Below are 14,567 nucleotides of genomic sequence, written 5' to 3' on the forward strand. Positions count from 1 at the left end.
AAAAATTTGTAGAAAAAAGAGGGAAAGAATCATGTATGTTGAATATGTAAAGTTGAGTGTCTTTTTACGCAGTTATTTTATAAAAACAGGAGGTGCCACGGTTGAGCAACAATGACATCATTGTTAGTTTGGACATCGGTACATCCAAAGTTCGTGCTATTATTGGGGAAGTTAATAATGGAACCTTTAATATTATTGGAGTTGGATCTGCCGACTCGGAAGGAATTCGCAAGGGTGCAATCGTAGATATTGACCAGACTGTACAATCCATCCGCAGTGCCGTTGACCACGCGGAGCGTATGGTCGGTATTCAAATATCGGAGGTCTATGTCGGCATTTCGGGGAATACTATCGGACTTCAATCAAGCCACGGTGTTGTGGCGGTATCGAATGAGGATCGGGAAATCGGTGAGGAAGACATCGAACGCGTGCTTAAGGCCGCTGAAGTTGTCGCTCTGCCGCCGGACCGGGAAATTATTGATGTAGTTGCCAAACAATATGTTGTAGACGGGCTGGAGGGAATTCATGACCCGCGCGGCATGATCGGTGTCCGCTTGGAAGTGGAGGCCATCATTATTACCGGCGCTAAGACAGCCATACATAATCTTTTGCGCTGTGTGGAGAAGGCAGGACTCAAGATCAAGGATCTGGTCCTGATGTCTTTGGGAGCGGGCCAGCTGGCTTTGTCCAAGGATGAGAAGACGATGGGATCCGTACTGGTTGACATCGGTGCGGGCTCAACGACGATTGCCGTGTTTGAAGCGGGAACGATCGCAGCGACATCCTCTTTGCCGATCGGCGGGGAATTCGTAACCAACGATATCGCTTACGGGTTGCGGACGCTGACCGACCAGGCCGAGAAAGTGAAACTGAAATACGGCTGTGCGTTAATGGCCGATGCCGCTCCGGACGTCACCTTCAAGGTGGTCCGCATCGGAAGCAACGTGGAGAAGGAGTTTACCCAGGAGGACTTGGCGGCTATCGTCGAGCCCCGGGTACAGGAAATTTTCCACCTGATCCGCGAAGAAGTGAAGCGGCTTGGTTACAGCGAGCTGCCTGGAGGTTATATTCTTACAGGCGGAACTGTTTCCATGCCTGGTGTGCTTCAGGTGGCACAGGGTGAGCTGGCGGCTTCGGTCCGAATCGCCGTGCCTGATTATATCGGGGTCAGAGATCCCGGCTATACGAGCGGTGTGGGGGTACTGCACAACGTGATCCGCAACATTCGCGTGCGCAGCACCAACAACACGGCGAGTGCCAATACCAGCAATGTGAAGAAAACAGTGAACCGACCGAAAGCGAATCCTGCTACCAACTCGGAGTCAGCCCAGAATCCGGGTATTATCGAACGGTTGAAGAAAATGTTCAGCGAATTCATCTAAGCAGGTTTTCCATATAACGTGGACGGGCCATCCATGCACAATGAGGGGGAGATGGGGAAATATGTTGGAATTTGATTTTGAAATGGAGAGCTTGGCTCAAATTAAAGTGATCGGTGTGGGCGGCGGCGGCAGCAACGCTGTAAACCGGATGATCGAGAATGGCGTGCAAGGCGTAGAATTCATTACGGTGAACACAGACGCCCAAGCATTGCATATGGCCAAATCGGAACACAAACTGCAAATCGGGGACAAACTGACCCGCGGATTGGGCGCAGGCGCAAATCCGGAGGTCGGCAAGAAAGCAGCCGAAGAATCCCGCGATTTGATTATGAATACGCTGAAGGGTGCTGACATGGTCTTCGTTACTGCGGGGATGGGCGGAGGTACCGGAACGGGTGCCGCTCCTGTCATCGCAGAAATCGCCAAGGAATGCGGAGCACTGACGGTCGGTGTGGTCACACGGCCGTTTACATTTGAAGGACGCAAGCGTTCCACCCAGGCTGTGCTCGGTATCGAAGCCTTAAAGGAAAAAGTCGATACACTTATCGTTATTCCGAATGATCGGCTATTAGAAATCGTTGATAAAAAAACACCGATGATGGAGGCATTCCGCGAGGCGGACAACGTGCTGCGTCAAGCGGTACAGGGCATTTCGGACTTGATCAAGGTGCCCGGCCTGATCAACCTTGACTTCGCCGACGTCAAAACGATCATGACCGAACGCGGTTCGGCTTTGATGGGGATCGGCATAGCGACAGGCGAAAACCGTGCAGCAGAAGCTGCACGTAAAGCGATTATGAGCCCGCTGCTCGAAACTTCGATCGAAGGCGCACTCGGCGTCATCATGAACATTACGGGAGGCGCCAATTTGTCGCTGTATGAAGTCAATGAAGCGGCGGAAATCGTTACCTCGGCATCGGATCCGGAGGTCAATATGATCTTCGGCGCTATTATTGAAGAGAGCATGAAGGATGAAATCAAAGTAACGGTCATCGCGACCGGGTTTGAGAACCGTCCTGTGCAGCAGCCTCAGGTGCGCAAGCAGGGAACACCGGCGCCGTCGGAACCTGCAGAATCGCGCAGCAACAACACGAACAATCTGCGTCCGTTCGGGAACCAGACAAGCAGCGATCAATTGGACATTCCAACGTTCCTGCGGAATCGTTCCCGTCAGAACAATAACGACTAAGGATGTCATTCCATCCGTCAAACACCCGCATTTCTTCGGAAATGCGGGTGTTTTTTTGTGGAAACGGGAATCCGTTGGAAACGAAGCGGCATTGTACAAAAAACTTTTGTGTGAGTGCGCCCGGTCATTTCTTTCATCCGTTCGAATATTTAAAGGCGTTCCTCCTTTACAGAGTTCATCCTATGTCATTAAAGCCGGAGGTAATACTTATAACAATTTGATGATAGATATGGGAGTGTCGAATCCCATGCCAACGGCGGCTTACGCTTCTTTTTCCCCGAAACTTCCTCTATAAAAGAACGGAACTCGACAAAAAAAGTTCAGGAGTCCCTTCCAATTTTAGACAGACTTTGAACCGTATTGTTTTTATACTAATCACATCTCCCAAAAATGCTTAAGAGAATATCGGCGTACCGTGTATGCGTTATGGATCCAATCATTCCATAAACAGGAAAGGCGTCAGGCAGGTGATAAGCACTGGTTGTGTATATTGATTTGATATTCATCACGAATCTGCTGATCGACGGTGCACTGCTCTGGCTTACAGCCTGGATGCGGAAGCTGAAGCCCCCGTGGTGGAGATTGATTGTGGCGGCTGTGGTGGGTGCCCTGTATGTCGTCATGATGTTTGTGCCGCAGCTCTCGTTTATGTATACCTTTTTGGTCAAGTTGGGTTTATCCCTGCTGATGTTATGGATAACCTTCGGTTTTGGAAGTCTTCAAAACTATATCCGGAATATGGGGGCCTTTTATATTATCAATTTTGCGGTAGCCGGGGGGATTATCGGGATACATTATTTGCTGCAAAATTCGGGAGAAATTTTTAACGGGATTTGGTTCACGGCTTCCGGCGGCATGTCGTTTGAACTGAAGATCGGGTTCTGGTTTACCTTCATCGGGGTGTTTGGCATGCTGCTGTGGTTCAAAATGGTTCACTCGACCCGGAAGCAGGTGGAAAGTCGTTCCGTATTTATGGGCGAGGTCGCCGTCGAGATCGGCGGTCACCGGGTGACCTGCAGAGGGCTGCTGGATACGGGCAATCAGCTGAGCGATCCGCTGACGAGAACGCCGGTGATGGTCATGGAAGCTTCGCTGTGGGCGGACCGTCTGCCTTCGGGATGGTGCGAAAGGCTGGCCGATGGAGAGCCGGACAAACTGGTGATGGAGCTGGAACATATGGATTTTGCGTGGCAGGACCGGCTTCGTCTCGTTCCCTATCGGGGGGTGAACCGCAGCGCCTCGTTCATGCTGGCCATCAAGCCTGACGCCGTTGAGGTTCGGATCGGCGACGGCGTCCATCGTTCCAGCAAGGTGCTGGTCGGCCTGGACGGCGGGCAGCTGTCGGGCGACCGGTCGTATCAGGCCATTATCCATCCGAAGCTGGTTGAGGATGATGCCCAGAGTCCAGCAGCCGAGCCATTGGAAACGGCGGGTAACCTGTGATCGCAGGGGAAGGTCGAAGACCGTTTTCCTGCGGAAGACTAATGCTTGTGCTTACGAAGATCGTTTTCCTACGGAAAACTAACGCTTATGCTTACGAAGATTGTTTTCCTACGGAAAACTAACGCTTATGCTTACGAAGATTGTTTTCCTACGGAAAACTAATGCTTATGCTTACGATGAGAGTTTTCCTGCGGAAAACTTATAGGAGGATCAATTATGCGTGTGAAATGGAGATTGGTAGCGCAGCTGCAGTACTACAGATTCCTGTTTCTCTTAGGACTCAAAAGCGAAGAAATCTATTACATAGGCGGCAGCGAGGCTCTCCCTCCTCCCCTGACACGCGAAGAGGAAGAATATTTGCTCCAGCGGCTGTCCACCGGGGATGCGGCCATCCGGGCGATGCTGATCGAACGCAACCTGCGGCTCGTCGTGTACATCGCGCGCAAGTTCGAGAATACGGGCATCAACATCGAGGACCTGGTGTCCATCGGAGCGATTGGTCTGATTAAGGCGGTCAACACGTTTGACCCGGAGAAAAAAATCAAGCTGGCCACGTATGCCTCCCGCTGCATCGAAAACGAAATTTTGATGTATCTGCGGCGGAACAGCAAAATCCGGAGCGAGGTATCCTTCGATGAGCCGCTCAATATCGACTGGGACGGAAACGAGCTGCTGCTTTCCGATGTGCTCGGAACCGAAAATGATACCATTTACCGGAACATTGAGGAGCAGGTCGACCGCAAGCTTTTGCACAAGGCGCTCGACAAGCTGACCGACCGGGAAAGAACCATTATGGAGCTGCGTTTCGGCCTTCAGGACGGGGAGGAGAAGACGCAAAAGGACGTGGCGGATATGCTCGGCATTTCCCAATCCTACATTTCCCGACTTGAAAAACGCATCATCAAGCGGCTGCGCAAGGAGTTCAACAAAATGGTCTAGGCAAAATTTTTATCAGGAATAAAATGACCCTCCAGGGAGATAATGTACATTAGTTTCTCCTTGGGAGGTATATCATCATGACCCGAAACAAAGTCGAGATCTGCGGTGTGGATACTTCGAAGCTGCCCGTCCTGACCAATGTGGAAATGCGGGAGCTGTTCCATGACTTACAGCAAAACAACGAACGTACAGCCAGAGAAAAGCTGGTGAACGGCAACCTGAGACTGGTGCTCAGCGTCATCCAGCGATTCAACAATCGGGGGGAGTTTGTCGACGATTTGTTTCAGGTGGGCTGTATCGGACTAATGAAAGCCATTGATAATTTTGATTTGTCTCAAAATGTGAAATTCTCAACCTATGCGGTGCCGATGATCATCGGGGAAATTCGCAGGTATTTGCGGGACAACAACCCGATCCGGGTATCCCGATCGCTGCGGGATATTGCGTACAAAGCGCTGCAGGTTCGTGATTCCTTAACGAATCAAAACTCAAGGGAACCGACGATTTTCGAAATTTCGGAAGTGCTGAACGTCCCCAAAGAGGACGTCGTCTTCGCACTGGATGCTATCCAGGACCCGGTGTCGCTGTTCGAACCGATCTACCATGACGGCGGCGACCCGATCTACGTAATGGACCAGATCAGCGACGACAAAAACAAGGACGTCTCCTGGATCGAGGAGATCGCGCTGCGTGAAGCGATGCAGAGACTGGGTCAGCGGGAAAAAATGATTTTGTCTATGCGCTTCTTCGAAGGCAAAACCCAGATGGAGGTCGCCGACGAAATCGGCATTTCCCAAGCCCAAGTATCACGTCTTGAAAAATCGGCCATCCAGCAAATGCAAAAGCACGTGAAATCGTGAATAGATGAAGTAAAGCAAGGCGGTCCGCACTACGGGCCGTCTTTTTTTTGGATGAGATGATGGTCTGCTAGCTCGGCTTTCGGGTGAATGCCATGGTCATCAACTTTAAGTTGAGAAACCGTCCTGCAAAGCCCCTTCAAACCAACGCGGAGAGGCTGAGTATTGCGGAGGATTTCGCTTCAAAACATGGGCATTTTGCCCGGCGCCGGCATATATTAATCATATATATTGAACGAGTCTGATGAATAGACTGCTAAAGGAGAGGAACATGTGAATCCAGAACGTTGGGCGGTGGACAGAAACATGAAAATATCCGATTTTCAAACGAAGGATGTTATCAACATCGTGGACGGCAAAAGGCTGGGGCAGATCAGCGATCTGGAGCTCGACCTTCGCCAGGGGCGGATCGAAGCGATCGTCGTCCCAAGCTACAGCAAGTTCAGGGGGCTGTTCGGAGGCGGCAGCGACCTGATCATTCCTTGGAGCAATATCGTCAAAATCGGATCGGATGTCGTCCTCGTGAAGATGGAGGAACTGCGGACGCTCCAGGACGAGAAGGACGCCGCCTCCTACAGAGAGAGAACGGAGCAGGCGGACCGCCGCGGCTACAGGGATGTCTAGGAAAGGTCTGCCTTGCCTTGTCAAACCAACCATTTTGGTTTTATGCAAGCCGTGTCCATGTGGTACACTGGAGGTTGAGGTGATTGAAATTGGAACCGTTCAAGTTAAAAGAGGGCGATTCGCGCCCTTCGTTATTTATGCTGGAGCCGTGGGTTCGTGAATGGAACGGCATCAGCGCCGGATTTACCGGACGAAATGGCGGCGCGGGAAGCGCGCCTTACGATACGCTTAACACCGCCTTTCATGTGGGAGACCAGCCGGAGACGGTGGTCGCCAACCGCTTGAAGGTTGCGGAAGAGCTGGGCTTTACGCTGGATGACTGGACGTGCGGGGAACAGGTTCACCGGGCGGACATCGCGGTGGTAACGAACGAAGGCCGCGGACGCGGCAGCCGGAACAGAGAATCGGGATTTCAGGATACGGACGGACTTCTGACGAACGTGCCAGGGGTGCTGCTGACGTCGTTTTATGCGGACTGCGTACCGCTATATTTTTACGATCCCGTTCACCAGGCTGTCGGACTGGCCCATGCCGGCTGGAAAGGGACTGTGGCCCGGATCGCCGCGGCTATGGTGGAGAAGATGGGGCAGGCTTATGGCAGCCGGCCAGAGGAGATACGCGCCGCAATCGGTCCGTCCATCGGCTCCTGCTGTTACGAGGTAGATGACAAAGTGATGGGTCATGTACACGATTTAGCAAGTCATTTCCTGGGTAATGAACAGTACTCCCCTGCCGATTTTTACGTTGCCAAACCCGACGGCAAAAGCATGCTGAACTTGAAAGAATTAAATCGACAGATTATGATGAAAGCAGGAATATTGCCGACTCATATCGAATGTACATCATGGTGTACGAGCTGTCGCAACGATTTGTTCTTTTCCTACAGAAAAGACGGCGGAACGACAGGGCGTATGGCGAGTTGGATCGGGCTTAGAGAAGGGGTGAATCTTCCTTGACATTGGAAGAACGGATAAGTGAAGTCAACAAGCGCATCGAGGAAGCCTGCCTTCGCAGCGGAAGATCCAGGGAAGACGTCAATGTGATCGCTGTAACCAAGTACGTGTCGACATCCATGACAGAAAGGGTGCTGGACAGCGGTTTGACGCATATCGGCGAAAATCGCTGGCAGAACGCCGAGGAGAAATGGAATGCGCTTGGTTCCCGCGGGACCTGGCATTTTATTGGACATCTGCAGACCAACAAAGTCAAAGACGTGGCAGGCAAATTCGAATATATACATTCGCTGGACCGGCTTTCATTAGCCAAAGAACTGGAGAAGGTGGCGTCAGCCCGGAATCTGGAAATTAAAACCTTTGTTCAGGTTAACATTTCTGGAGAAGATACCAAATACGGTTTGGAGCCGGAGCAGGCTGTCCCTTTTTTGAAAGAACTTCATCAATTTCCTCATATCAAGGTCGCCGGCTTGATGACCATGGCCCCCTTTGAAGGGGAGGCGGAGGATACCCGGCCCGTTTTTCGCGGGCTGCGGGAGCTAAGAGACGACATAAACCGGCAGGCAATTACGCGAGAGCCATTAATCGATCTTTCCATGGGAATGTCCAACGATTTCGAAGTGGCCATTGAAGAGGGAGCCACCTGGATCCGTTTGGGCTCGATTCTAGTAGGTAAACAGGAAGGGGAATGATGAGCGTGATGAACAAGTTTATGTCTTTTTTGGGATTACAAGAGCAGGAGGAAGTCGTAGAACGGGAGCAGCTGCCGGTGGAGGAAGAAGAAGTTGAAACCCCGAGCATTGAGACACGTAGAAATACTAGAACCAACAATGTGGTCAGCATTCACTCCCAGAAAAATGTAAAGGTCATTTTGCATGAGCCGCATTCGTATGACGAAGCACAGGCCATTGCCGACCATCTGCGTGCGCACCGCACGGTGGTTGTCAATCTGCAGCGGGTCCGTTCGGACCAGGCGCTCCGCATTATCGATTTTCTCAGTGGGACGGTTTATGCCCTGAACGGCGGTATTTCCAAGATCGGCCATAACATCTTTTTGTGCACACCGGATACGGTCGAGATTCAGGGTGCCATTTCGGAATTATTATCCGAGGAACATGATTACAACAGAATGAGGTGAGCCAAGTTTGGCCCAAAACATTGATACGATTTTATCGCTGCTCTTTAATATCTACTTCTACATGATCATCATCTATGTTCTCATGTCATGGCTTCCGAACATTCGCGAGAGCTTTATCGGTGAGCTGCTCGGCAAGCTCGTGGAGCCATACCTGTCCCCTTTCCGCAAAATTATCCCGCCAATCTTCGGCATGCTGGATATTTCCCCGATCGTCGCTCTGTTCGTGCTCCAGTTCGCTATGCAGGGATTGCGGTTCATTATTTTTTCACTATTTTTTTAGGTGACTGAGATGAAATTAGACATCTATGATCACTTTCACCCGGATGAACGCGAGTTTGTGGATCGGGCATGGGAATGGGTCGTTCACGCCGGGGAATATCACGAAGTCAAGCTTACCGATTTTTTAGACCCGCGGCAGGCTTTTATTTTGCAGTCGCTGGTGAACCGACACCCCGACGTTCAGGTGCGCCTGGACGGCGGATATGAGGGAGCGGAGCGCTGCCGGGCGCTGGTGGCTCCCGATTACCGGGATTTAAGCCAAGAGGACATGGGACTGAAGGTGCTTAGCATCTACTCCGGGGATCAGAAATTTTTGTCGCTGGAGCATGGCGATTACATGGGCTCCATTCTGGGACTCGGCGTAAAACGAAGCAAAATCGGGGATATCCATGTCCTTGAGGATGGATGCCACACCGTGGTTTGCGAAGAGATCAGTACGTTTCTCGACATGAACTTAACACAGGTGCACCGGATTCACGTGCTGCGCGAAATTTTGCCGATCGAACAACTGCGGACAAGCCAGGTTGAGCTGGAACTGCAGGATATTACGGTCGCTTCTTTGCGTTTAGATGGAATTGCTTCTGATGCCTACCGCATCAGCCGGACCAAAGTGGTCGTTCCCATCCGTGCCGGCCGCTGCCGCGTCAATTGGAAAGTCGTCGAGGATCCTTCCTATCTGCTGAAAGAAGGGGACCTCGTTTCGATGCAGGGGTTCGGGCGGTTTAAAGTGATCGAGGCGGGCGGTATGACGAAAAAAGGACGCCAGCGCGTAAAAATAGGGAAATTTGTGTAGAGCTACAGCAGGAATTGTCTTTTTGCTGTCGAAATGAATTATCCAAGAATATTAAAGATATCGTAACTTTTGACCGATACATTTGGGTGAGGCCCATCAGGACCGCTCGTCGACAGGGAAACCTGAACATTTTAGGAGGTGCGCATCAATGCCATTAACACCACTGGATATACATAACAAGGAGTTTGCCCGCCGAATCCGGGGTTATGACGAAGATGAAGTGAACGAGTTTCTCGACCAAGTCATTAAGGATTATGAGAGCGTGATCCGCGAGAACAAGGAACTTCAGGGTCAGCTGGCCTCATTGCAGGAAAGACTTGACCATTTCGTGAACATCGAGGAGACGCTGTCCAAGACCATCATCGTTGCGCAGGAAGCTGCTGATGAGGTGAAGAACAACGCGAAGAAGGAAGCGCAGCTCATCATCAAGGAATCGGAGAAGAATGCTGACCGCATCATTAACGAATCCTTGTCCAAGGCCCGCAAGATCGCGATGGAAGTCGAAGAGCTGAAGAAGCAAGCCTCGATTTACCGTACCCGTTTCCGGACGCTGGTGGAAGCCCAGCTCGAGCTGCTCAGCCAGGATGGATGGGAAGCGCTGGAAACCCGGGAGACTCGTGAAGCGAACGAAGTATACTAGGCTTCTGCTTGGTTGACTTTTGCGGGAAAAAGGAATATAAATATATTCATATCGGTTTTTTTGCAAGTGATTGGGTTAGACTTGAAACGTAATATGAATTCGATGACGGGATAAGTAAGCTTGGGATTTGTTCCCCAGAGAGTTGGCGTATGCTGAAAGCCAATGTTCAAACCGAAGCCGAAGATCCTCCCTGAGAAGTGAAGCTGAAACGCAGGTTTGCGTGCGTAAGCCGAACCGGGCCGCCGAACGTTATATCGGCTCCATGCCGGAAGCTCGGTATGGACTGAGGAGTCATTCTTTGATCAATGTGCTTGACCTTGCGGTTCAAGGACGATTGTTGAAAGAATGGAATTAGGGTGGTCACGCGAGCAGAAGCCTCGTCCCTTAGGGGATGAGGCTTATTTGTTTTGTTTCGGATCCCCCTAAATCCCCCTTATCCTAAGGGGGACCCCAGAGGGTCCTACCCTCTGGACACCCGAAAGTCTCCGAGGACGGAGCTGGTTTGGAGTATTGATGTCGGTTCCGATCCCCCTAAATCCCCCTTATCCTAAGGGGGACTCCAGAGGGTTCTACCCTCTGGACACCCGAAAGTCTCCGAGGATGGAACTAGTTTGGAGTATTGATGTGATGGTGGGCGAGGTGCCTGGTTCTTCTCCGGCTGCCCCCTTTGGGGGACCGCCTTCGGAACCTCCCATGCGAGATGGGTCTTACGCCTCTTCGCACCCGCTCGACCGGCGGCACATGCGCAGGCTGTGTGCCGGGCTGACGGAGATCATTTGGTGTACTGAGTGGTGATCAGGCTGGAAATTAGAGGAGCGTTTCTTAATTAGTAACAAGATTAGTAACAAGGTAACACAAACATCAAGCGTGCCCATCTTCACTTTGCGGGGCAAAGGAAGATGGGCGGCAAGCGGGGATACGCTCAAGCATAACTAAGTCCGTATCAAATGATGCGCACGGAGACTTCCGGGTGTCCAGAGGGCAGCGCCCTCGGGGTCCCTCTTACGAAGAGGGATTTAGGGAGATGGGAAGTTTTTCAAAGAATGAAAGTGAGGTATGGTGACCATGCATAAGGTCGATGTCAAAGAAAAAGCGCGCGTGAGAGATCAGCGCATCCTGAAAAAATGGAATGAAGAAGGCACCTTCAAAAAATCCATTGAAAACCGTTCGGGCAAGCCGAACTTCGTATTTTTCGAAGGCCCGCCGACAGCCAACGGGGCTCCGCATATCGGGCACGTGCTGGGACGCGTGATCAAGGATTTTGTGCCGCGTTACAAAACGATGAAGGGCTACCGTGTCGTGCGCAAAGCCGGCTGGGACACCCACGGTCTGCCGGTGGAGCTCGGCGTTGAGAAGCAGCTCGGCATCTCCGGTAAGCAGGATATCGAGAAATACGGCGTGGAAGAGTTTGTGAAGAAATGTAAGGACAGCGTGTTCGAGTACGAGAAGCAGTGGAGAGAGCTGACCGAAGCGATCGGGTACTGGACGGATCTGGACCATCCGTACATCACACTGGAGAACAATTACATCGAGAGCGTATGGAACATCCTGTCCACGATTCACGGCAAAGGGCTGCTGTACCGCGGACATCGCGTCAGCCCGTACTGCCCTTGCTGCCAGACGACGCTCAGCTCCCACGAAGTGGCGCAGGGCTACGAAGATGTCAAGGATTTGAGTGCTACGGCCAAATTCAAGCTGCATGACAGCGGCGATTATGTGCTGGCCTGGACGACCACGCCTTGGACGCTGCCGTCCCACGTGGCGCTGGCCATGAATCCGGATATGGAATATGCCCGCGTCCAGCAGGAAGACGGCGTCTACATCGTCGCCAAAAACCTGGTTGAAGACGTGATGAAAGGCGACTATACGGTTTTGTCCACACACAAAGGTTCCGAATTTGTCGGCCAGAGCTACACGCCGCCGTTTACTTACTTCAAGCCGGAAAAAGGCAACATCATCGTCGGCGCATCTTTTGTTACGGATTCGAGTGGTACGGGGATCGTGCATATGGCGCCGGCCCACGGGGAAGACGACTACAAAACCTGCCGGGAAAACGGCATCAGCTTCGTGAGCGTGGTGAACGCCCAAGGACGCTATACCGATGAGGTTACCGACTTCGCCGGACGCTTCGTGAAAGATTGCGATCTGGACATCGTGAAGATGATGTCGGAAAAAGGAACTTTGTACAGCAAGGAAAAATATGAGCACAGCTATCCGTTCTGCTGGCGCTGTAAGTCTCCGCTTCTCTATTATGCGATGGAGAGCTGGTTTATCGAAACGACGGCCGTCAAGGATCAGCTGATCGCCAACAACAATGGGGTTACCTGGTATCCGGGCCATGTCCGTGAAGGACGCTTCGGCAAGTTCCTGGAAGAGCTGGTGGATTGGAATATCAGCCGTAACCGCTATTGGGGCACGCCGCTGAACGTTTGGGTCTGCGAATCGTGCAAAGGCGAGTTTTCGCCGCACAGCTTTGCGGAGCTGAAGGCCCAGGCGGTCGGCGAAATCAGCGACGATCTGGAGCTGCATAAGCCTTACGTCGATGAGGTCAAAGTGCGCTGTCCGCACTGCGAAGGCGGCGTGATGGAGCGGACGTCCGAAGTGATCGACGTTTGGTTCGACAGCGGCTCGATGCCGTTCGCGCAGCACCATTATCCGTTTGAGAACGTGGATACGTTCGAGGAGCAGTTCCCGGCGGATATGATCTGCGAAGGGATCGACCAGACCCGCGGCTGGTTCTACAGCCTGCTGGCCGTATCGACTCTGTTCAAAGGCGTTGCGCCTTACAAATCGGTCATCGCCACGGGGCATATCCTGGACGAAAACGGCCAAAAAATGTCCAAATCGAAAGGCAACGTTATCGACCCTTGGGACATCATCAACGAATACGGCACGGATGCGTTCCGCTGGGCGCTCCTTTCGGACAGCGCACCTTGGAACAGCAAACGCTTCTCCAAAGGCATCGTCGGTGAAGCCAAATCCAAAGTGATCGACACGCTGGTCAACACGCACGCGTTCCTGACGCTGTATGCGAACATCGACGGCTACAACCCGGCTGAGCATCCGTACCAGCCGTCGGAAAACAAGCTGGACCGCTGGATCCTGTCCCGTCTGAACAGCCTGATCCTGCTGGTGGACAAAGCGCTGGAAAGCAACGACTTCCTCAACTCGGCCAAAGCCATCGAAGGATTCGTCGACGAGCTGAGCAACTGGTACATCCGCCGTTCGCGCGACCGCTTCTGGGGCAGCGGACTCGGAGAAGATAAACTGGCCGCTTACGGCACGCTCACGCATGTGCTGGTTACGCTGGCCCAGCTGATGGCGCCGTACACGCCGCTGCTGTCGGAAGATATCTACACGAACCTGACCGGCGGGGAAAGCGTTCATCTGACCGATTATCCGGTTGCCGATGAGGCTCGGATCGACAAGGCACTCGAGGAAGATATGGAAACCGCCCGCCAGATCGTCGAGCTCGCCCGCAACGTGCGGAACGAAACGGGGATCAAGACCCGCCAGCCGTTGTCCGAGCTGATTGTGTCGCTGGACCGCGATTTTGATGTGGCCGGATACGAGGAGATCATCAAGGAAGAAATCAACGTGAAGAACATCGTCGTGGAGACGAGCGACAGCGGATTCGTCGACTTTACGCTGAAGATGAACCTGAAGGTAGCCGGCAAGAAATACGGTAAAAACATCGGGTTCCTCCAGGGCTTCCTGAAAGCGATGAGTCCGGAGGATACGCGGAACGTCGTCAATACCGGCAGCCTGAACGTCACATCGCCGGATGGAGATGAGCTTCAGATTACGGCTGACGAGCTGCTCGTCGAAAAGCAGGCGAAAGCCGGATTTGCATCGGCTTCGGGCTATGGCATCACCGTTGCCCTCAATACGGAAATTACGCCTGAACTGGAACAGGAAGGCTGGGTCCGCGAAGTGGTGCGTGCCGTACAGGACTACCGCAAAAAGCTCGACCTGCCGATCGAGAAACGCGTCACCCTGGTCCTTGATGCTGATGAAGAATTGACGGCTGCCATCCAGGCATTTGAGCATGTGCTCCGGGAAAACGTGCTGGTGAACGAGCTTGCGTTCGGGCAAGAAGCCGAAATGGAGCGCGTTGATCTCGCCGGCAAAACGCTGGGTATCCGCATTGCCGGATAATCTGCCTTTTCACCGCCATTGAATGGCAATCGCCGCTTTGGCGCATAATAGCACAACAAACGAACAAACGAGCCTTCTGGCCCGTGCGGAAATGAAAGACCATTTTCGCGCCGGCTTCGGCTCGTTTGTTGTTCATCGGAACGATGGATACCGCGCTGATCCGAGAGGAGAA

Annotated in this window: 13 protein-coding genes; all 13 read left to right on the forward strand. The window is 52.4% G+C overall.

Going from position 1 to position 14,567, the window contains the following annotated elements; genetic code table 11:
• Positions 1-101: 101 nt before the first annotated feature.
• The 13 genes from ftsA (at position 102) to ileS (ending at position 14,395) form a co-directional block, all read left to right on the forward strand.
• Positions 102-1,382, forward strand: a complete 1,281-nt coding sequence (gene ftsA, locus C7820_RS01515) for a cell division protein FtsA (RefSeq protein WP_076169857.1) — start codon at positions 102-104, stop codon at positions 1,380-1,382.
• 61 nt (positions 1,383-1,443) lie between these two features.
• Entirely contained in the window at positions 1,444-2,571 is a 1,128-nt protein-coding gene (ftsZ, locus tag C7820_RS01520; protein ID WP_076169858.1) for a cell division protein FtsZ, read from the forward strand.
• Between the two features lie 477 nt (positions 2,572-3,048).
• Positions 3,049-4,014, forward strand: a complete 966-nt coding sequence (gene spoIIGA, locus C7820_RS01525; RefSeq protein WP_116229543.1) for a sigma-E processing peptidase SpoIIGA — start codon at positions 3,049-3,051, stop codon at positions 4,012-4,014.
• 216 nt (positions 4,015-4,230) lie between these two features.
• The gene (gene sigE, locus C7820_RS01530; RefSeq protein WP_076169860.1) at positions 4,231-4,953 is read left to right on the forward strand and encodes an RNA polymerase sporulation sigma factor SigE; all 723 of its coding nucleotides are present in this window, start codon (positions 4,231-4,233) and stop codon (positions 4,951-4,953) included.
• Between the two features lie 77 nt (positions 4,954-5,030).
• A complete protein-coding gene (gene sigG / locus C7820_RS01535) occupies positions 5,031-5,813 on the forward strand; it encodes an RNA polymerase sporulation sigma factor SigG (RefSeq protein ID WP_076169861.1) in 783 nt (260 codons plus the stop codon).
• A 303-nt stretch (positions 5,814-6,116) separates the two neighbouring features.
• Entirely contained in the window at positions 6,117-6,434 is a 318-nt protein-coding gene (locus C7820_RS01540; RefSeq protein ID WP_116231581.1) for a YlmC/YmxH family sporulation protein, read from the forward strand.
• A gap of 89 nt (positions 6,435-6,523) precedes the next feature.
• The gene (gene pgeF, locus C7820_RS01545; protein ID WP_116231582.1) at positions 6,524-7,390 is read left to right on the forward strand and encodes a peptidoglycan editing factor PgeF; all 867 of its coding nucleotides are present in this window, start codon (positions 6,524-6,526) and stop codon (positions 7,388-7,390) included.
• On the forward strand, positions 7,387-8,079 hold the full coding sequence (locus C7820_RS01550) for a YggS family pyridoxal phosphate-dependent enzyme (protein WP_116229544.1): 693 nt from the start codon (positions 7,387-7,389) through the stop codon (positions 8,077-8,079). Before pgeF ends, C7820_RS01550 begins: the two co-directional genes overlap by 4 nt.
• On the forward strand, positions 8,079-8,525 hold the full coding sequence (locus tag C7820_RS01555; RefSeq protein WP_076169863.1) for a cell division protein SepF: 447 nt from the start codon (positions 8,079-8,081) through the stop codon (positions 8,523-8,525). Before C7820_RS01550 ends, C7820_RS01555 begins: the two co-directional genes overlap by 1 nt.
• Before the next feature lie 7 nt (positions 8,526-8,532).
• The gene (locus C7820_RS01560; protein WP_116229545.1) at positions 8,533-8,805 is read left to right on the forward strand and encodes a YggT family protein; all 273 of its coding nucleotides are present in this window, start codon (positions 8,533-8,535) and stop codon (positions 8,803-8,805) included.
• 9 nt (positions 8,806-8,814) lie between these two features.
• The gene (locus tag C7820_RS01565) at positions 8,815-9,597 is read left to right on the forward strand and encodes a YlmH family RNA-binding protein (protein WP_116229546.1); all 783 of its coding nucleotides are present in this window, start codon (positions 8,815-8,817) and stop codon (positions 9,595-9,597) included.
• A 148-nt stretch (positions 9,598-9,745) separates the two neighbouring features.
• A complete protein-coding gene (locus C7820_RS01570; RefSeq protein ID WP_076169866.1) occupies positions 9,746-10,237 on the forward strand; it encodes a DivIVA domain-containing protein in 492 nt (163 codons plus the stop codon).
• 1,065 nt (positions 10,238-11,302) lie between these two features.
• Complete coding sequence (ileS, locus tag C7820_RS01575; RefSeq protein WP_116231583.1) at positions 11,303-14,395, forward strand: isoleucine--tRNA ligase; 3,093 nt, start codon at positions 11,303-11,305, stop codon at positions 14,393-14,395.
• Positions 14,396-14,567: the final 172 nt, after the last annotated feature.

The organism is Paenibacillus sp. VMFN-D1 (genome assembly GCF_003386155.1).
GTDB lineage: Bacteria > Bacillota > Bacilli > Paenibacillales > Paenibacillaceae > Paenibacillus_AQ > Paenibacillus_AQ favisporus.

What these genes read in the sequence shown, in the direction of transcription:
- C7820_RS01540 (WP_116231581.1), top strand. Translation starts at nt 6,117, where the DNA reads ATGAAAATATCCGATTTTCAAACGAAGGATGTTATCAACATCGTGGAC.
- sigG (WP_076169861.1), top strand. Translation starts at nt 5,031, where the DNA reads ATGACCCGAAACAAAGTCGAGATCTGCGGTGTGGATACTTCGAAGCTG.
- ftsZ (WP_076169858.1), top strand. Translation starts at nt 1,444, where the DNA reads ATGTTGGAATTTGATTTTGAAATGGAGAGCTTGGCTCAAATTAAAGTG.
- sigE (WP_076169860.1), top strand. Translation starts at nt 4,231, where the DNA reads ATGCGTGTGAAATGGAGATTGGTAGCGCAGCTGCAGTACTACAGATTC.
- C7820_RS01555 (WP_076169863.1), top strand. Translation starts at nt 8,079, where the DNA reads ATGAGCGTGATGAACAAGTTTATGTCTTTTTTGGGATTACAAGAGCAG.
- C7820_RS01565 (WP_116229546.1), top strand. Translation starts at nt 8,815, where the DNA reads ATGAAATTAGACATCTATGATCACTTTCACCCGGATGAACGCGAGTTT.
- ileS (WP_116231583.1), top strand. Translation starts at nt 11,303, where the DNA reads ATGCATAAGGTCGATGTCAAAGAAAAAGCGCGCGTGAGAGATCAGCGC.
- C7820_RS01570 (WP_076169866.1), top strand. Translation starts at nt 9,746, where the DNA reads ATGCCATTAACACCACTGGATATACATAACAAGGAGTTTGCCCGCCGA.